The sequence below is a fragment of the Aminobacter aminovorans genome (assembly GCF_900445235.1).
Classification (GTDB): domain Bacteria; phylum Pseudomonadota; class Alphaproteobacteria; order Rhizobiales; family Rhizobiaceae; genus Aminobacter; species Aminobacter aminovorans.
In genome coordinates this window covers 3,213,993-3,233,218 of sequence record NZ_UFSM01000001.1, presented here as the reverse complement: position 1 = coordinate 3,233,218, position 19,226 = coordinate 3,213,993, and the positions used below count along the sequence as shown (strand labels likewise).

Annotated in this window: 13 protein-coding genes; 10 read left to right on the top strand and 3 right to left on the bottom strand. The window is 63.7% G+C overall.

Annotated features, from left to right (window positions below; genetic code table 11):
* Window positions 1–2 precede the first annotated feature (2 nt).
* From icmH to DY201_RS15840, 7 genes are read left to right on the top strand one after another with little or no spacing between them, the layout of a single operon-like run.
* Window positions 3–1,322, top strand: a complete 1,320-nt coding sequence (gene icmH / locus DY201_RS15870) for a type IVB secretion system protein IcmH/DotU (protein ID WP_115732032.1) — start codon at window positions 3–5, stop codon at window positions 1,320–1,322.
* A gap of 3 nt (window positions 1,323–1,325) precedes the next feature.
* Complete coding sequence (gene tssM / locus DY201_RS15865) at window positions 1,326–4,865, top strand: type VI secretion system membrane subunit TssM (protein WP_115732031.1); 3,540 nt, start codon at window positions 1,326–1,328, stop codon at window positions 4,863–4,865.
* The gene (gene tagF, locus DY201_RS15860) at window positions 4,847–5,389 is read left to right on the top strand and encodes a type VI secretion system-associated protein TagF (protein WP_115732030.1); all 543 of its coding nucleotides are present in this window, start codon (window positions 4,847–4,849) and stop codon (window positions 5,387–5,389) included. Before tssM (DY201_RS15865) ends, tagF begins: the two co-directional genes overlap by 19 nt.
* On the top strand, window positions 5,389–6,486 hold the full coding sequence (locus DY201_RS15855; RefSeq protein ID WP_115732029.1) for a DUF2169 family type VI secretion system accessory protein: 1,098 nt from the start codon (window positions 5,389–5,391) through the stop codon (window positions 6,484–6,486). Before tagF ends, DY201_RS15855 begins: the two co-directional genes overlap by 1 nt.
* Complete coding sequence (locus DY201_RS15850) at window positions 6,483–7,508, top strand: 3-oxoacyl-ACP synthase (RefSeq protein ID WP_115732028.1); 1,026 nt, start codon at window positions 6,483–6,485, stop codon at window positions 7,506–7,508. Before DY201_RS15855 ends, DY201_RS15850 begins: the two co-directional genes overlap by 4 nt.
* Window positions 7,505–8,587 (top strand): PAAR-like domain-containing protein, encoded by a 1,083-nt coding sequence (locus DY201_RS29510; RefSeq protein ID WP_245432016.1) that lies wholly within the window; start codon window positions 7,505–7,507, stop codon window positions 8,585–8,587. The genes DY201_RS15850 and DY201_RS29510 overlap by 4 nt, the downstream gene beginning before the upstream one ends.
* Window positions 8,588–8,631: 44 nt before the next feature.
* Complete coding sequence (locus DY201_RS15840) at window positions 8,632–9,552, top strand: beta propeller repeat protein (protein ID WP_115732027.1); 921 nt, start codon at window positions 8,632–8,634, stop codon at window positions 9,550–9,552.
* A gap of 30 nt (window positions 9,553–9,582) precedes the next feature.
* On the opposite strand, the gene DY201_RS15835 is transcribed toward DY201_RS15840, so the two are convergent.
* Genes DY201_RS15835 through DY201_RS15825 form a run of 3 tightly spaced genes read right to left on the bottom strand, consistent with a single transcriptional unit; the run spans window position 9,583 to window position 12,679 of the window.
* Complete coding sequence (locus DY201_RS15835; RefSeq protein ID WP_115732026.1) at window positions 9,583–9,918, bottom strand: hypothetical protein; 336 nt, start codon at window positions 9,916–9,918, stop codon at window positions 9,583–9,585.
* Entirely contained in the window at window positions 9,918–10,343 is a 426-nt protein-coding gene (locus DY201_RS15830) for a DUF6484 domain-containing protein (RefSeq protein WP_115732025.1), read from the bottom strand. The genes DY201_RS15835 and DY201_RS15830 overlap by 1 nt, the downstream gene beginning before the upstream one ends.
* Window positions 10,344–10,354: 11 nt before the next feature.
* The gene (locus DY201_RS15825; protein WP_115732024.1) at window positions 10,355–12,679 is read right to left on the bottom strand and encodes a type VI secretion system Vgr family protein; all 2,325 of its coding nucleotides are present in this window, start codon (window positions 12,677–12,679) and stop codon (window positions 10,355–10,357) included.
* Between the two features lie 202 nt (window positions 12,680–12,881).
* On the opposite strand from DY201_RS15825, the gene tagH reads away from it, so the two are divergent.
* The 3 genes from tagH to tssM (DY201_RS15810) all read left to right on the top strand — a co-directional run bounded on the left by tagH (window position 12,882) and on the right by tssM (DY201_RS15810) (window position 19,224).
* The gene (gene tagH / locus DY201_RS15820; protein ID WP_115732023.1) at window positions 12,882–13,976 is read left to right on the top strand and encodes a type VI secretion system-associated FHA domain protein TagH; all 1,095 of its coding nucleotides are present in this window, start codon (window positions 12,882–12,884) and stop codon (window positions 13,974–13,976) included.
* Window positions 13,977–14,147: 171 nt separating this feature from the next.
* Window positions 14,148–15,680 carry a type VI secretion system protein TssL, long form gene (gene tssL / locus DY201_RS15815; protein ID WP_115732022.1) on the top strand — a complete coding sequence of 511 codons (1,533 nt, stop codon included), beginning with the start codon at window positions 14,148–14,150 and terminating at the stop codon, window positions 15,678–15,680.
* A 31-nt stretch (window positions 15,681–15,711) separates the two neighbouring features.
* The gene (gene tssM, locus DY201_RS15810; protein WP_342635197.1) at window positions 15,712–19,224 is read left to right on the top strand and encodes a type VI secretion system membrane subunit TssM; all 3,513 of its coding nucleotides are present in this window, start codon (window positions 15,712–15,714) and stop codon (window positions 19,222–19,224) included.
* Window positions 19,225–19,226: the final 2 nt, after the last annotated feature.

Genomic DNA, 19,226 nt, shown 5'->3' with positions numbered 1-19,226 from the left:
CGATGAGCCAAGACGATCCTTTCGGCTTGTCGGAGGATCGTGAGCGTACCCGGATACGCATGGTCGGCACGCCGCAGCCGCGCATGCCGATGCCGTTTTCGTCCGCGCCGCTGAAGCGCTCGCGCGCCCATCCAAACACACTGGTCAATGCGTTTTCGGCCCTGCTGGAATTCGCGCCCGAACTCGAAAACGCACTGCCGCCCGAGAACCCGGAGCACCTTCGCACCCGCCTGCAGGAAGAACTGGTGCGCGGGCGCGATGCCGCCGTTGCCGCCGGATCGTCGGTCGAGCGAGCGGATCAGGCCGCATGGGCGGTGGCAGCCTTGCTCGACGATCTCGCGCTGAACACGCCGTGGGGCGGCTCGAGCGCCTGGCCGCGGCAACCATTGGTTGTCATGTTGCGCGGCGACGTCGATGCCGGTGCCCAGTTCTTCTCGCGCCTGGAGGAGCTCGAACGTCACCCCAACCGCGACAAGGAAATGCTGGAACTGCAGTATCACTGCATGGCGCTGGGCTTCCGCGGCAAGTACCGGGTGCCGGGCCGTTCGGGCGACAGGTCGCTCAATGCCGTGCGTGTCGCCGCGGCCCGCTTCCTGCGTGACGCCGATGCCGAGGACGCGCCGCTGTCGCCCAACTGGCGCGGCGTGGTCGCCGCTGACGAGGCGCCGCGCTTTACCGTGCCGATCTGGGTTATGGGGGTCATCGCTGCGGTGCTCGCCACGGCGATCTATATCGCCTTCTCGCTGGGGTTAAGCAACCAGGCCGTCCAGCTCTCGGCACTCGTCCGTGCGCTTCCGCCGGCCGACCGCGCCGAGGTGCTGCGAACCACGCCCAAGGCGGAAGCACCGCCGGTCGAAACGGTCGACTTCGCGCTGCTGCCGGAATTCGCCGCGGCCACGCCCGAGGGCCTTCGCCCGGCACTCAAGGGCGCTGAAAGCGTCTCGCTTGCCCGTCTCGTCATCCAGGCTTCAAATCCGGAGCTGTTCCAGTCTTCACGCGCCGAACTAACCGATGGCTTCCAGCCCCTCATCGAGGCGATCGCCAAGGTGATCGTCGAGAACCAGGAACTGATCGGCAACGTCACAATAGTCGGACATACCGACGGCATCCCGCTGCAACGAACCAACCCGCTTTCCACCAACCAGCGCCTTTCGGAGGCCCGCGCTGCAACAATCGCCGACATGCTGGTCCGGAACGGCGTGCCGCGGGAGCGGGTCCGTTCCGAAGGACGTGCTGCCACCGATCCCGTTGCCGACGACGGCACGCGCGAGGGCCGCGCGCTCAATCGCCGGGTCGAAGTGCTGGTTGAAAAGAGGCTGTGACAGATGTTCATCCTGCGCTTCCTCTGGTCGGTACTGACATCGCGGTGGCTCTGGACGCTGATCGGCCTGACATTGCTTTCGCTGATCATCTGGATTTTCGGCCCCATCGTCGCGGTCGGCCAGAGCACGCCGTTCGCGTCCGAAACGGTGCGTATGGCGTTGATCGCTGGCCTTGTCATCCTGTGGTTGATCTGGCTGATCCTGGCGCAGCGCCGCGCCATCCGCGCCAATCGCATGTTCGTCGCCGAGATCGCCGCGGCCCCGGTCGAAAAGCCGCTGACGGCGGGCGAGCAGAGCGTTGCCGCCGTCGGTGCGAAGTTCCAGGGGCTGATGGACGAGATGAAACGGCGCAAGCTCGGTGGCCGCAAGCTGCTGCGCGACATGCCATGGTACGTCATCGTCGGACCACCGGCCACCGGCAAGACCACGGCCTTGCGCCAGTCCGGGCTGAATTTCCCGATCGACCTCACCGACGACATCCAGGGCGTTGGCGGCACCCGCAACTGTGACTGGTTCTTTGCCGAACACGCGGTGCTGATCGACACCGCCGGCCGCTACGTGCAGCAGGAAAGCCAACCCGATGTCGACGCCGCCGAATGGCTCGGTTTCCTCGACCTTTTGAAGAAACATCGCGGCCGGCGCGCCTTGAACGGCGTCATCGTCGCGCAGTCGATCGATGCGTTCTCGGAGGGTGACGAAGCCATCAAGGCACATGGCCGCAAGATCCGCCGCCGCCTTGCCGAACTGAACGAACGCCTCGAAATCCGGCTCCCGGTCTATCTGATGCTGACCAAGGCCGACCTGATCAAGGGCTTCGAGCCCTTCTTCGGCGGACTGTCGACTTCAGCCCGCGAGCAGGTCTGGGGTACGACATTCGCGCCGGACGCACGTGTCGACGGCAAGATGGTCGCAAGCGAGATCTCGCTGCTGGCGACCGAGCTCGAGCGGCGCCTCGTCCCTCGCCTCGAGGACGAAGACAGCCTCGCCGCACGCGCCGAAATCTTCAGGTTCCCGGCCCAGGTCGAAAGCCTGTCCGAACCCATCCGTCTGCTCGTCGAACAGATCTTCGGCGAAAGCCGCTATGAAGACAGCGCCTGGCTGCGCGGCGTCTACCTGACATCGGCCACGCAGGAAGGCGCGCCCATCGACCGGCTCACCGCCGCGCTGTCCTCCTCGTTCGGGTTGCCGCCGCGTCGTGCCATGTCGTCGCCGCGCGTCGAAAAGCGCAGCTTCTTCCTCAAGAACCTGCTCACCGAAGTGATCTTCAGGGAAGCCGGGCTCGGCATGTTCGACCCCCTGGCACAACGCCGCCGGACCTGGATCTGGCGCGGCGCTGCTGCAGCCTCCGGCGCTGCGGTGCTGCTCGCCGGAGCGCTGTTCGGTCTGTCCTACTACGACAACCGCAATGCCATCGCCGCCCAGGCCGGCCAGCTGGAGGCGCTGCAGGCGCCGCTTGCACCATTCGCAGCGGCTCCAGCCCCTGTCGACGCGCCCGACATCGATGTGGCACTGGCTGCGATGGACGAGGTCACCAATGCGCGAACGCCACCACCCAGCGGCATTCGCGACCTGGTTGGTCCGACAGCCTCGCCGGAGCTGCTGCGGGCCCAGGCCGACAGCTACAACCACGCCCTGCGCAACATCCTCGAACCACGCATGGTCGCCCTGCTTGAAACGACCATGTGGCGCCAGGTCCGCGATCCGGAATTCATGCTCGGGGCGCTCAAGACCTACCGCATGATGACCGGCCTTTCCCAGATGGACGCGGATTTCGCCCAGAGCTGGTGGGTCAACGACCTGCCTGAATTCGCGCCCGTCGCGCCCTTCCCGACGCCCAACGCCGAAGAGCACCAGCTTGCCGCCATTCGCCGCATGACGATCGACGCGAGTTATGTCGCACCCGATCCGGCGCTTGTCGCCGAGGCCTTGAAAAGCGTCTGCACCATTTCGCTGCCGGCACGCGCCTACAAGCAGTTGCTGGCCGATCCCGCCGTCTCCGAATTGAAAGAATGGATCCCGGCGAATTTTGCCGGCCCCAACGGCTCCAAGGTGTTTGCCCGCCGCTCCGACAAGACGATGCGTGTCGGCCTGCCCGGCGCATTCACCTATGCCGGCTTCCACGACGTCATTCTCGACCGGCTGGAGGATGTCGCCGCCCAGGCGGCACTCGACCGCGCCGTCTTCGCCGGCGGCTGCGAAGAGAATTCCGAGACCTCGGTGTCGGCGCTGTCCGAGGACATTCTCAAACTCTACTACGAGGATTTCATTGCCCAGTGGGACAGCCTGCTGCGCGACATCCGTCTCGCGCCACTGACCGATCTCAACGTTGCCAGCGAGAATCTGAAGGACCTGTCGAGCGCTGATTCAGCGCTGAAGCGCCTCGTCACCGCCGTCGTCCATGAGACCGATCTCATCCGCTCCGACGAGGAGCCGGCGGGCGACAACAAGGCCGCCTCGAAAGGTGCCTCCAAGCTATTGGGCAAGCTCGGCAAGGTTGGCAAACTGGCCAAGGCAGGCGCCAAGCTGTTGCCGCGCGCCGGTTCGGCGGCGGAGGTCGACATGACGGGCACGCTCGTCGCCGAGCACTTCAAGCCGCTGAAAAGTGCGGTCGCCGAAGTCGACGGCCAGCCGCCGATGCTCGACGCGGCAGTCGTTGCCCTCACGGCATTGTCGAATGTGCTGCAGACCGTCACCGCCAACCCCGATCCCCAGGATGCCATCAAGAAGCAAGGCGGCCTTGCCGAACTGACCGGGGCCGTCGCCCGCCAGGCGCAGATCCTGCCCGATCCGATCGACGACTGGCTCGGCGGCATCGCCGGCGACACCAGCGGCCTGACCGAAAAGGCCGTCACCTCCGAGCTCAATGCCATCTGGCGCGCCGACATCCTGCCATTTTGCCAGGCCGCGCTGACCAACCGCTACCCGTTCAGCCCGGAGAGTGCCGTTGACGTCAACGTCCGCGATTTCGCCCGCCTGTTCGGCCCCGGTGGACTGATCGACGCGTTCACCAACGACCACCTGATCAGCTATGTCGACACCGCCAAGCAACCATGGACGTGGCGTGCCGACATGGGGCTGGATTCCTCGGCGCTTGCCGCCTTCGAGCAGGCCCGCCGCATCCGCGACGACCTGTTTCCTGGAGGCACGGGGCCCCTGATGAGCTTTACGCTCGAGCCCAAGGATTTGTCGCCGACCGTCACGCGGGTCACGCTCAATCTCGATGGCCAAAGCCTGGTCTACTACAACAACGCCACCCGCCCGCAGCCGATGACCTGGCCGGGCAAGGACGGCACAGGCACCATCTCGCTGGCCTTCCAGCCCATCGACGGCTCGCCTGAAGTCATCGTCAATGAAACCGGGAGTTGGGCCTGGCTCAGGCTACTCACCAAAGGGCGCTTCACCGCGACATCGCTGTCCGACGTCTACAATCTGCGCCTTGGCGCCAAGAGTTTCTACGCCGACTTCGAGCTCAAGGCGGCAAGCGTGGAGAACCCCTACAACCTCCAGATGTTCAAGAGGTTCACGTGCCCGCAGAACATCTAGCCACCGGCTTCTACGGCAAGATCCCTGCGACCGGAGATTTTGTCGGCCGGGGGCTTCCGGGCGACTTCGTGCGCGCATGGGACCGTTGGGTGGCGAGCTATCTGGCGCCATTGCAAAGCTCGGGCGCCTGGCCGGAGGACGTCGCACTGCGTTTTCTGCTCGGCCCTGATGCCAATGGCCCGATGGCCGGCATCGTCGTGACGAGCAACGATCGCGCCGGCCGCCGTTTTCCGCTGACCGTCGCAGCCCCCCTCGCCGCCGCCAAATCCGGCGTGGCTGAAATGGCAGCGAAATGGTTCGACGACATCGAGATGGCGGCCGACGCGGCGCGCTATGGCTATGTCGGCGCCGACGAATTCGCCGCCAGCCTTGCCGAGCTGCCGTTTCCAATCGTCGACATGACTGGAGAGCCGGTGCTCGGCATGGTCTTGTGGGCCGGCCCGTGGGTGCCGGTGGATGTCGATCCGGCAGCCCCGCAAGCCGCTCTGGACCGGCTTCTTACCGCGAGCTGGGAGACCAGCTGATGCAGATCTGGAACCAGACCGGCTATGTCCATCAATTCACCGTGGCCATGGACAAGGCGGCCCACGAATATATCGTCGTCGTGGTCAAGGGCACGTTCGACCTTCCCGACGCCCCTGGCGGACTGGTGCGCAAATCGGCCGAGCAGGCGCCGCTGGTCTTTGCCGACACGCAAACGGGCGTCCCGGGCTATTCCGCCACGCTTTGGGAAACCGATTTTGCCTTCCGCAAACCGCGCTGCGACGTGATTGCCAATGGCTGTGCTTATGCGCCCGGCGGCCGGCCGGCGGAACGTGTGCCAGTGGGCATCAAGGTCGGCAACTGGTCAAAACTGTTCGAGGTGGTCGGCCATCGCGAATGGCGCGCCATCGGCCCGGTCTTCACCGCGACCGCGCCTCAGCCCTTTCTGAAGCTGCCGATCAGCTATGATGTTGCCTGGGGCGGGGTCGACAAGCTTGACCCCGAGGACAAGATGCCGGGCGTCTACGCCGCCAATCCGGTCGGCACCGGCTGGTCGCGCACCAGGAACCAGCACCTCATTCCGGGCCTGCGGCTGCCAAACACACAGAAGGTCGGCGAGGAAGTCCGCTCACCCTTCGGCGACTACTCACCGATGAGCTTCGGGCCCATGGGCCGCGGCTGGCCCGGTCGCATCGAACATGGCGGCACATACGACGATAACTGGACGAAAAACATCTTCCCGTTCCTGCCGTCCGACTTCGACGAGCGCTATTTGCAGATGGCTCCGCCCGACCAGCAGATCGACCATCCAAGGGGCGGCGAAGAGGTGCAACTGGTGAACCTGACGCCCGACGGTCGGGTAAGCTTCAGACTGCCACCGACAGGCCTTGAGATGACCCTGTTCAAGGATGGCGCCAAGAGCTTCGAGGGCGTGCTGCACCCCGACACTATTCTGTTTGATCCGGAAAACCGCCGCTACCAACTGGTCTGGCGGGTTGCGCAGCGGATCGAGCGCACGATCCTGGACTTTACCGAATGCTGGGTCGGCCCTCCCACCGAATCCATGTTGCGGGCACGGGCAGCCGGCCGCACGTTCGTCCGTGCTGACGGGGTCGCGCCGGAGGAAGAAGAGGCATGAGCGCAGGCGTCGCAGTCATTTCGATCGGCATGGCCACGGCCGTCGGGCTTGATGCGCCTTCTGCTTGCGCGGCCATGCGCGCGCGTCTGGACGGCTTCCAGGAAACGCGCTTCCTCGGCTCGCCGGAGGGATGGCTCACCGGCGCGCCGGTACCACTGCCGCGCAACTGGATCGGCGAGAAGCGCATGGCGCATCTGGCAGCTGGCGCCATCACCGAGGCGTTCGAGCGCGCGCCTGAAGCGCGTGGCCAGACGGCACTTATCCTCTGCCTTCCCGAGGAGAACCGCCCAGGCAGGCCGGTGCGAGACAACTCCGGCCTCCTCAGGCGGATCGGCGAAATCGTCAAGGTCGCCCCCCATAGCCGCTCCCGCACCGTGGCGCATGGGCGCCCGGCCGGACATGTCGCATTCGATCATGCCCGCAGGCTCCTGGCATCAGGCGAAGTGCCCTATGTGATGATCGCTGGCGTCGACAGCTATCTGACCGCGCCGACGATTTCCCATTATCTCAAGGGACGCCGTCTGCTGACCGCCGACAACTCGAACGGCTTCATTCCCGGCGAGGCAGCGGCGGCGGTGTTGTGCACCCGCCCGAATGGCGGAAACTTTCAGCTGTTCGGCCTCGGCCTCTCACGCGAAACAGCTTCGATCTACAACCATGACGATTTGCCCTTGCGGGCCGATGGCATGACGGCGGCCTATGAAGCGGCGTTTGGCGAAACCGGCATCGAGATGAACCGGCTGGGCTACCGCATCTCCGACCTTATCGGTGAGCAATACTGGTTCAAGCAGACCGCACTTGCCTCGATCCGGCTGCTGCGTGGCCGGCACGAATTCCAGGATCTGTGGTCGCCTGCGGAATCGCTCGGCAACATCGGTGCCGCGGCGGTTCCGGTGATGGTGGGAATGGCCTGGACCGCGGCGACTAAAGGCTACGCGGCGGGCAATCCGGTGCTCATCGAGGCGTCGTCGGATGACGGCGCGTGTGGAGCTGCGGTGTTTGCATCGAGGAGAGCGGCATGACCGTTTATGCCAACGGTCTGGAGATCGCCTGCAAGGCGCAGGCCAACAAGATCATTGCCGCTTTCCCCTATGTCTGCTTCACGCCGCCGCAGACGCCCGTGACGCCGCCCGGCGTGCCGATCCCCTATCCTACCTTCAGTATGGATGACGACACCGACAGCGGCACCAGCACGGTCAAGATCGGTGGCAAGACGATCACCCAGAAGAACAAGTCCTACTACACGAAATGTTCGGGCAACGAGGCCGGATGTGCGCCGAAGAAGAACATCATCACCTCGGTGAACACGGGCAAGGAATACGCGCACGCCTGGTCAGGCAACGTCAAGATGGACGGCGAACCCATCAGCCGCTTCTCCGATATCGGCTCCAATGACCACGCGTCGCCGACCGCCGGCGGACCGCCGATGCCGAACATCTCCAAGGCAAAGCCGGCAACATTCAAGTGCAGCATGCTGGAGATCAAGCCGTACAACCAGCTGAAATGCCCGGAAGGATACGAGAAGGAGCATACCACGGAAGTGCGCTTTTTCACCGCCAAGGGCGTGCGCGACCTGACCCTGGACTGCTGTCAGGCCTATGACGAAAGCAAGGCCCCCTGCATCTGCATGAAGGCGAAATGGGTTCCGGGCGAAGCTGCCAAGGCAAAGAAAGCTGGCGCCACCGGCACAGTCATCGGCAAGGGGTCGAAGACGCCTCACAACCTCAAGACCCAGGAAGCGGCCAAGTGGATCAAGCTCAACCAGGAGGGAAAGCTCGGTGATTTCAACGAGAAATGCGCCAGGGCAACGGTCGACAACATGGATGACCCAAAAATTCCTGACGAAGTGAAGGATGCTGCCGCGGAGTGCCTCAGGAAGGCGAACCAGGACTATCAGAAAAAGAGCATGGGCAAGGATGCGCAGGAGGTGAAGGACACGAAGCGCTGTGTCGACACCTGCCCGAAGGCAATCGACCAGGGTCGCCTCGCCCAGGTTGCCAAGAAGCGATTGAAAAAGGAGGCCGTGAGCCTCGGAAAAGATCCGAAGAAAGTCGTCGTCAGGGCGTCCGACGTCGCCACGTCGAAGAAGGACTGCACTTGAACCGGATGATCTCCGCCTAGCCAACCGCCAGGGAGGCGTTAGCCATGATCGGTAAGCTGAAGATGGACAAGGAAGAGCTGGAAGACTTCGTCGAAGATGAGGACACCTCGATCGAATGCCTTCAGGTCGCGCCGATGGGGAATGGCAAGGTGGCCATTCTGTTTCTGCTCGCGGATTCCGACTACGACACAACGGTGTCGGTCATCTTTGTGGTCGACGACTTCAATCCGAAGACGGCGAAGGGCGTCCTGTTCACGTCCGAATGGCTGACGTCGCTGTCGGCGTCGCCCTCGGGCGAACTGTTTGCGCTCGAGGCAACCATCTGGATCTGGCGCTATGGCGGAAAGCAATGGACCCGCGATCAGGTCGGCACCGAGAGTTTTCGCCAGGTCTGGGCCGCGGATCCGGGCGGCGCCATGATGGTCGGCTCTTCCGGCGGCGCCGTAAGGCTGGTTGGGGACGATTGGCGTCCGATCACGCCGATCACCCAGGCTGAATATCTGGACATTCACGGCGATGCGAAACACGGCATATGGGTTTGCGGAAAATCAGGATCGGTGCACAAGCTCGCGGGCTCGACGTGGCAGGCACTTGAGCTTCATCGCCAGGAATCGCTCTACGGCATCGACGTTGCCGCGGACGGCACCATACGGGTCGCCGGCGAAGACGGAACGTGCCTGCGCATCGTCAACGAGGAAGCGGTCGAGCTCGAACCGGCAGATGCCACCACCCACCTCGCCGTGCGCACCTACAACGGCAAGGCCTACTGGGGCGACGAGGGCGGAATAGGCGTGGAGAAAGGCAGCGCCATCGTGCCCCTGGAGGTGGAAACCGGCACCGCGTCGGACATCCGTACCGACGGCGACTATCTTTATGTCGCGGGCACCGACAGCGCCTGGCGCTTCGACGGCAAGAAATGGAAGACGCTGTCGCTCGAATACGACAACGGTTTCAAGCTCACCTGAAACCAGGCCGTGCGACCTTGCTCAGGCGTATCAGCCGCCGTTGGCGCTGAGATAGGCCCGAACCTTTTCCAGGTCGAGTTCAGCTATTCGCTGCGGTGCGCCTTGCTGAAGCATCCGCAAGACGAACAGTTCTCCGGCTTCCGGATACTCGGCATGTATTTCCTCGGCGATCTCCCGCCCCGTCTCGCCGGCAATGCGCAGGCCGTCGAGATGGGCATCCAGCCGCTCGACCAGCCGCGCAAGACGCTCCTCGTCCATGTCGGGGTTCTCATCCGGATGAAGCAGGTGATGGTCGTAGACGGTCCACAGAAATGCCGCCATTTCCGCATGCTGCCGCACGATCTCGCGTAGGACGATCTTCGGCATCAGTTTAGGTTTATGGAGCCGCCACGGATGCGGTTGGCAGCGCTGGCATGGCTGGTGACATAGCTGCCGCGAATGGTGATATGCCCATCCTTCTCCATGATGATGGTGGCCTTGCCGCAGCGCAGTTCGAGGCGCTCCCCGGCCACGATCTTGACCTGCTCGCCGTCGCGGACGACCTGCGGTGTCTGTGCCTTGCGTACGGGCTCGACGATGCGCCCGACGATCAGCGGTCGGCCAGGGTCGCCGCCCTCGAACAGCAGCGCCACCTCCGCGCCAATCATATCCGAACTCATCTCAGTCAGACTGCGGGCCCGAACCGCGGTCTCCTTGGCATTGCCAGGGAACACGACAAGCGGCGCCTCCCCGTCCAAGCCAAGGAAAATTCCGATCACAACCCCATCGATGCGCTTCACGGTCTTGGTCATTGCCGCCGCCCTCAGTTCTGCTTGATCTCCGAGCCCTTCATGACGATGTCGCTGGAAGCCTTGATGTTGATCTTGCCCGATCCCTTGATGCTGATGTCCTTGCCTTCGATGGTGATCGTTCCGTCCTTCTTCATGGAGATGCTCGCCGAGCCGCATTTCAGCGCAATGGCGTCGCCGGCTTCGATCAGGAATGTCTTGCCGACATTCATCTTCCCGTCTTCGCCGATCTGAACCATGCTGGCCTTGGCGATCCGCAACTCATAGGCGCCGCCCACCTTGGTTCCGTCGTCGGCGGAGATTTCGGTCCGCCTTCCCTTGCCGATCTTCGATTTCTGGTCGCCGGCGATGTTGAAGGTCTGGTCAGCGCCGATCGTCACCTCCTGGTTCGAGGCGATGTTCCAGCTATCCTCGGCACCGATCTGATGGGTTTGGGCCGCACCCACGGTGACAGCGCGCGTCGACCCGATCGTGTTGGTTTGCGCCGACCCGACCGTACGCGTCTCAGTCGCGCCAACCGTATCCACCCGCGCCGCGCCAACCGTTATCGCTTGGGCGATGGCGACCGTCTGGGCATGATTGGCGCCGATCGTCTCCGTCGAGTTTGAACCGATGCTGATGGTCTCATTGGACCCCACCTTCAACGATCGGTTTTTGCCCACCGTCTCGGTGTCGTTGGAGCCAATATCCGTCGTCTGGTCGACACCAACCTTGACCGTCTTGTTGTTGCCGACGTCTTCATCGAGGTTGTGGCCGACGGAATGCTTTGCGTCGTGGTCGATGCGGTCCGACTGATCGTGCTGGACAAGCTTGGTACGGTCGTTCTTGATCAGCAGGTTGTGGTCCTTCTGGGCCTGGAAATTGACCAGTTCGGAACCGGCCTTGTCCTCGAACATCAGCTCGTTGTAGCCGCCGCCCCCTTTGGACGAGTTCGACTTCCAGCCAGACTGCGTTGCACTTCCGGGCAAGCCATAGGGAGGCATCTGGGCGGCATTGTACACGCGGCCCGTGATGATCGGCTGGTCTGGATCGCCCTCGATGAAGTCGACGATGACCTCCTGACCGATGCGCGGGATCTGGATGAAGCCCCAGCCGCTGCCGGCCCAGGTCTGCGAAACGCGCACGAAGCACGAACTGTCCTGGTCCTTCTTGCCCAGACGATCCCAGTGGAACTGCACCTTCACCCGGGCGTATTCGTCGGTGAAGATCTCCTCGCCCGACGGGCCGACGACACGCGCTGTCTGCGGTCCGCGCATGATCGGGCGTGGCGTGATCCGCGGCGGACGATATGGCAGGCTGGCCGGTGCGACGCCGAGAACGACGGTAAAGCTCTCGCCCGCCGTCTCGATGCCGCTGCGATAGCCCGGGTCGAAGATGCGGTATTCGACGCTGACTACGAGATATTCCTGATTCTGGTCGTCGCGCGGAAAGCCGTCGAGCTTGAAGGTGCAGCCCGAAAACAGCCCGCGCACAGTGCCGGCAGCGGCGATGCGCTGGTGCACGGCCTGGAGTTCCTCGCGGCGTATGCCGGCGATCTTGTCGCCACGGCCGACATCCAGATGGGCGCCGGGCTGGCGATAGTTTTCCCCTGATGCGAGCTTGTGGCCGAACGCCTGATCGGACTTGGCCATCAGGCTGGCATCCGGCTTCTTGAAGTCGTAGTCGGTATGGGTGTAGGCGCCGGGCCTGACCGAACTGCCGGGGATCCACTCGGTGATGTACTCGACGTCGCGCCGCGCGCCCTGCCCTTCGAAATGATACGGCACCTTCTCGTAACCCGGCGCCGGCTTGAGCTTGTTCATCGCGTCGGCAAGGATCAGCGTGTGTTCGCCGTCGCCGTGTTCGAAGAAATACATGATGCCTTCATGCTCGAGCAGGCGCTGGACGAAATCGAGGTCGGTTTCATCATACTGTACGCAATAGTCGCGCGGCGGATACGAACCTTGCAGCCGCTTCTCGAACTTCGCCGCGCCGTATTTCGAGAATATCTTCTCGACGATCTCGACGATGCTCATGTTCTGGAAAATGCGGCAATCGGTGGCCGTGCCGAGAAACCACAGCCATGGCCGGACGACCGCTTCGTAAAAGATTTGCCGATCCTCGATGCGGGTCAGGCGGAAATCCGACACCAGACCGCTGAACCAGCGTTTCGGGTCGGACTCGCCCTCGACCGAGACGGCACCGCCCAGCATCTTCAATGGATCGATATCAGGGTCGCTGCTGACGAAGCCGACGGTGTAGGCGAAACAGCGGCTGATCTCGTCGCGGCCGGCCAAATGGGTGAATGTCAACGTCTCGCCGAGCGGTGTCCGGACCACAGTCGCGCGATCGTTAGCCATGCGTCGTGCCTCTCCGCGGGGACGGCCGGACATCTGAATTGAAGCTTAGCACAAGTTTTTCAACCGGCCAAAACCGGCGCGGCGCAAGCGCCGAACCTGCCGCGCCCAAAAGCCCCTGTGCTGCGGTCGCAGCAAACTGCTAGAATAAAATAAGGAATTTGGACGAGGCTGCCGGGAACAGAGGTTTGGCGGACGAATTCGGATGCTCATCACTTTGACCATCGAAAATGTCGACAGGCTGCCTGACGGCGGACCGCTGTTCTACAGTTCGAATGGTCGCAGCTTTGCCATCGGGCGTGAAAATCGCGACTGGAACCTGCCCGACCCCAATCTCTTCATCTCCGGCCTGCATTGCGAAGTCCGCTACGACAGGGGCACGTTCTGGCTCTACGACGTCTCGCGCAACGGCACATTCGTCAATGGCTCCAGCCAGCGTGTGACCGACCCGCATCCGCTCGCCCCTGGCGACCAGCTTTCGATCGGGCGCTACATCGTATCCGTCGCAATCGAGGACGACCGGAGCGCCAGCAACGACTGGGGCAATCCGATCCCGGCCCGCCATACAGCGGACATCGGCCAGCCTCCGCCGCAACTGGCGGATCCGTTCTTCGGCGGCGCGAGCAACGGCCAGTCGGCGGCCGGTGTCGTCGCGCGACAGCCAGCCCAGCATGCGCGGGCGCCGCAGCCCGTGCCAATCCAACCAGCGCCTCCACCGCAGCAACGGCCGGAGGCGGCCGAACTTCTCCGGCTCATCGCTGCGGGCGCCGGCGTTTCTCCAGAGGTGTTCCTGCAGCGCGACCCGAAAGACGTCGCCGCCGAAGTGGGCGCGGTGCTGCGCGCGGTCGTCGACGAGCTTGCCTTGCTGCTCAAGGCGCGCGCCGCCGCCAAGGCGCTCGCCAAGAGCAGTCAGCGCACGATGATCGGCGGCGTCGACAACAACCCGCTGAAGTTCATTCCGCGCTCGGAGGAAATCCTCGAGATCATGTTTGCCCAGCGCCGCTCCGGTTATCTCGACGCCAGGCACAGCGTCGAGGAGGCATTCCGCGATCTCAAGACCCACGAACTCGCGACCTATGCGGCGATGCAGGCCGCGCTGTCGCGGCTGCTGTCGGAATTGTCACCTGACGCCATTGAGCGGAAGCTTCCCGCCTCGGCCTTCGTGTCGAAGAAGGGCCGCGCCTGGGATATGTTCGTCGCGACATGGGAAGCAAAGGAAGCCGCGCATGAGAACGGCATGCTCGACGTCTTCCTGGCCTATTTCAGCGAAGCCTACGCCAAATCGGCGAACAAGAAGTAGTGCCGCCCGACGAAACCGATCTCGCTGCAGAGGCCTCGGTTGCTCCCGCCGCCTCGGACCCGGTTCCCATCGGCATTTCCTTGCATTACGATACATTGTTGGCACGTGACCGGAGGCGCCTGCGGTATTGTCATGGCATGACAGCCGTCGCGCGAAAGCGGGTAATCGGCGATGAGTTCGAAGGACGATCCTTCCGGCTCCGACGGCAGAACCGTCATTCGCGGATCGCCGCGCCGCGCGCCGCGGCAAGATCAGGCACCGCCGCCCTTGCCACAACCGCCGGCATCCGATCCGACGATCATCTACAGCGGCAGCCTCGAACAGCAGATGCCTGCTTCAGCTACTGTCATCTATCAGTCCAGTCCCTTCGGCGAACGACCTGACGACACGGCCCGCAACAACCACAAACAGCGCAACCGGGCAGCGACGGAACCAGGCACATCTCAAGAGGCGCTGTTCGAGGCCGCAGAGCGTGTCCAGGTCGCCGGTGCCAACCCGCTTATGTCAGCGGCAACCCCACTTCTGATCCTGTTCGGCCATCTCAGAACGGTGACGGTCGAGACCGATACAGCGGTGCTGGCCCAGCACGTCGCCGAAAGCATCGAGGAATTCGAATGGAAAGCCGCCGAAGCCGGCGTTGCCGAAGACGACGTGCATATCGCGAAATACGCCCTTAGCGAGACCGCTGACGACATCGTTGCGAACCTGCCGGGCATCGGGCCCGAAATCTGGGCGCAGCACGGCATGTTGTCGCGCTTCTATGGCATCGATGGGCCCGGCAACGGCTTTTTCGAGGCGCTGAATTCGGTGCTTGCCGATCCGGCGGAGCGGGGCGATCTGCTCGAACTGCTGCACGCCTGCATGTCGCTCGGCTTCCAGGGCCCATATCGTGGCGTCGCCGGCGGTGAACGGAGCCTCGAGCTCGTGCGCCAGGACATCTATGCCGCGCTGCGCTACTTCAGGCCACTCGTCGATGACGGCATTTCCCCACGCTGGCAGGGCCTCGCAGCCAGCGTAAGCCGGCGCCCCTACAGGGTGCCACTGTGGGCGATCGGCGCTTTCGCCCTCGCTTTGGTCACTGCCGCCTTTTTCTGGATGCGCGACGACGTGACCAGGGACGGCGACACGCTCGCGGCAACATTGCTGGCACTTACCCCCGCGACGCCTGTCGTCATCGAACGCACCGACTTCGCCCCGCCCGTCGAGCATGCCGAACCGGTCGAGAAAGCCAATCCTGTCGAGGCGGCCCCGACCATGGCGCAGATCTACCGTATCCGGGCAGCACTCGCCCAGGATATCGGCGCCGGCGGATTGACCGTTGCGACCAAGGGCGAGTTCATAGTCGTCGAGCTCAACAACGAACTGCTCTTCGAGCCGGGCAAGGCTGAGACGAGGTCCGAATTCGCACCTGTGGCAGCGCGCGTCGCCGCAGCATTTGCCAACGAACCGGGCTCGATCAAGATCGTCGGCCACACCGACAATGTGAAGCCGCGCCAGTCCAGCGCTTACAAGTCGAACTACGACCTCTCCGTTGCCCGGGCCGAGGCGGTGGCGAAAGCCCTTGCACCTGGAATCGGCGATGCCTCGCGAATGACCGTAGAAGGCAAGGGCGAGGATGTGCCGATCGCTGACAACGCAACCGCCGACGGCCGCGCCTTGAACCGGCGTGTCGACGTCATGATCCGCCGGGAGGGGGCCTCGTGAGCACCCGTCGCCGCGTCGCATGGTGGCGATGATGGCCTGGCTGCTCAGAACATTGAGCGGTATGGCGCTTGCTGGACTTGCCACGGCAGTGTGGTTCGCCGGCCCGCTGATCGTCTGGGCCGACAGCCGGCCGCTCGAACCAGTCTGGTCGCGAGTGGCCGTCATCGCCGTCATCCTGGCCTTGGTCGCTGGCGTCGCCTTGTTCCGCTTCTGGCATGCCCATCGGGCGCAACAGGCGCTCGCAGCCGCCGTCGCAAGCGACAGTGCCTATGACGGTGACGCCAGCTTGCTCGAAACGGGCATGACCAAGGCCATCGCCGCGCTCAAGCGCGCCAGCGGCAGACACAACTTCCTCTATGAGGTGCCCTGGTATCTGATCATCGGCCCGCCAGGCGCCGGCAAGACCACGGCGCTGGTCAATTCGGGCCTGAAGTTTCCGCTCGCAGTTTCGGGCATGGCCCAGCCGGTTCCCGGCGTCGGCGGCACCAGAAATTGCGACTGGTGGTTCACCGACGAAGCGGTGTTGATCGACACCGCCGGCCGCTACACCAGCCAGGATTCCGATACCGAAAGCGACCGCAAGGCCTGGCTCGCCTTTCTGTCGCTGCTCAAGAAACACCGCGCCAGACAGCCGATCAATGGCGTGATCGTCGCCATCAGCCTGGCCGACGTGATGAGCTCAAGCGACCAGGAACTCGATGCCCACGCCGTTATCATCCGCAATCGCCTGCAGGAAATCCATGAGACGCTGAACGTCGGCTTTCCCGTCTATGTGCTGTTCACCAAGGCCGACCTGATCGCCGGCTTCATGGAAAGCTTCGGCAATCTCGATGAAACCGGCCGGCGCATGGTCTGGGGCGCGACATTCCAGGGTGCCGACCGCAAGGCGAACATGGCCGGCGAAGTATCTACCGAGTTCGACGCGCTGGTGCGCCGCTTATCCGAGGACATGCCCGATCGTCTGCAAGGCGAGCTCGATCCGGTCGCACGTATCGCCATCTTTAGCTTCGCCGCGCAATTCGCTTCGCTCAGGCAGCGCAGTACAAGCTTCCTCAGCCGGGTCTTCGAGCCGACGAAGAAGCAGGCCAGTGCCATCCTGCGCGGATTCTATTTCTCCTCCGGCACGCAGGAGGGCACGCCGATCGATCGCGTGCTCGGCGCCATCGGGCGAGGTTTTGGCAACGGCTCCCAGGCGCAACTCTCCGGAACAGGCAAAAGCTTCTTCCTGCACGACCTGCTGACCAGGGTCATCTTCGCCGAAGCCGGCTGGGTCTCCTACGATGATGCTGCCGACCGTCGCGCCAGGTTCGCCCGTTATGCCGGTATCGGCGCCATCACAATAGTCACTGCTGCCGCGCTGGGCGCGCTGGGCATGAGCTACACAGCCAACAAGGCGCTGATCGCGACCACCAGCCAGGCGGCTGAAAGCTATGCGTCGTCCGCAGCCGGGCTGCTTCAGGCGGAAACCGTGTCCGACGTCGACCTCGAGAATGTCATCGACGCGCTTGAGAGCATTCGCAGCATGCCGACCGGCTACGAGAACCGCGACCAGCCTTCGCCGGCTCGGGAAACGCTCGGGCTAAGCCAGCGCGCGCGGCTGCTTTCGGCATCGGAAACTAGCTACCGGCTGGCGTTGGAGCGCCTGCTGCGCCCTCGCCTGCTGCTGCACCTCGAGCGCACCATCGGGGCGAAGATGAGCGATCCTGCAGCACTCTACGAGGCGCTCAAGATCTACCTCATGCTTGGCGGCAAAGCGCCGAAGGTCGACGACGAACAGATCGTCTCGTGGATGAAGAAGGACTGGGAACAGAACCGCTATCCCGGTCCGCAAAACCGCGAAGGCCGGCTCGTCTTGGAAAAGCACCTGCGGGCGATGCTCTCACTCGATGACGAGTTCGATCCGGTATTCGAGATCAATCGCCCCGTCGTCGAGTCTGCGCAGCGCGCGCTGGGTCGCATGACGGTCGCAGACCGCGCTTCCGCCCTGATCGCCTCGGCGCTGTCCGCCGCCACGCTCGACGACTTCGTCGTCGCGTCGAAAGGCGGCCAGGAGGCAAAGCTGGTGTTTGAGACTGTCGATGGCAGCGATCTGTCGGCGCTGCGCATCCCCGGCCTCTACACTTATGCCGGCTTCAGCAATTTCTACCTGACGCAGCTTGCCGGTATCGCGCAAAAGCTCGCCGACGAGCAATGGGTCATTGGTGCCGGCGGCGAGCAAGGCGATGTAGACCAGGAGTTGCTGCGGCTCGGCCCCGAAATGCTCGAGCGCTACAGCAACGAATTTTCCGCCGCATGGAACGGTGCCCTCGACAAGCTCAAATTCAGGCCGATGTCGGCGGACAAGCCCGAATATTTGGCGCTCTCCGCCGCCGGCTCGGCGAGTTCGCCGCTGGCCCAACTGTTCGAGGCGATCGCCCGCGAGACGGCCCTGACACGCGGCACGACAACCGCAGCCGATGCCGACGCCCGCGCCGAAGGCCTCGCCCGCATCGGCATCGAGTTGCCTGGTCGCAAATCCGCCAGTCGGGCCGGCGCGGCATTCGCCAACGCGCCGACAGTCGTGCCAGGCGCAAACATCGAGGCGCAGTTCCGACCGTTCCAGCTTCTTGTCGACGGCCGTCCCGGACAGCGGCCCATCGATGCGCTGATCCAGAATTTCCATGCCGTCTATCAGAGCCTGACGATCTCGGCGGCCGCGCCATCGCAGGCCGGCCGGATCAACGCCAATCTGCAGCTGCAGATATCGAACCTCCGCGCCAATGCCTCGCGCCTGCCCAAGACATTGTCGCGCATGGTCCACGCCGCCGCCGATGATTTCGAGGGCGATGTTGCCGAAACCTCAGTAGCACAGCTCAATCAGTCGCTGCAGGAAACTGTCACCGGCCTGTGCGAGGAAATCATCGCCAACCGCTATCCCTTTGGTAGCGGCGCCAGCCAGGACGTGCCGATCGGAGATTTCGCCCGGCTTTTTGCGCCCAGCGGCGTCATCGACAGGTTTTTCGCCCAGAACCTTGCCTCCTTCGCCGATATGTCTGGCCAGGAGTGGCAGTGGAAGCAGGAGTCGCGTCTCGGCCGTGGACTGTCGAGGTCGACGTTGAAGCAGTTCCAGCTTGCCGCGGAAATCCGCGACGCGTTCTTCCCGCTTGGGGGCTCGACGCCGGCGGTCAACATCACCTTCACGCCGTTTTCGTTGCATGGCGACGCCGACATGGCCCTGCTCGACGTTAACGGCCAGGTCGTCCAGAGCTACCAGAACGGCAGCAGCCCGGGCATAGTAACCTGGCCCGGCAACGCCTCCGCCGCTTCGGCCAATCTCAGCCTGACGCCGGAGCTGCCCGGGCGCGAATCCGCCATCAGTTTCGAAGGCCCTTGGTCGCTCAAGCGGCTGCTCGACGCAGGGACCTCGACCGTCAACGGCGACAAGCTCGAATTGCGCTACGTCATCGGCGGCCGCGATGTCGCCTACACCGTTCAGATCAATCCGCCTGGCAACCCGTTTTCACTTGCCGCATTCTCCGGTTTCACCTGTCCGAAGGGGCTTTGAAA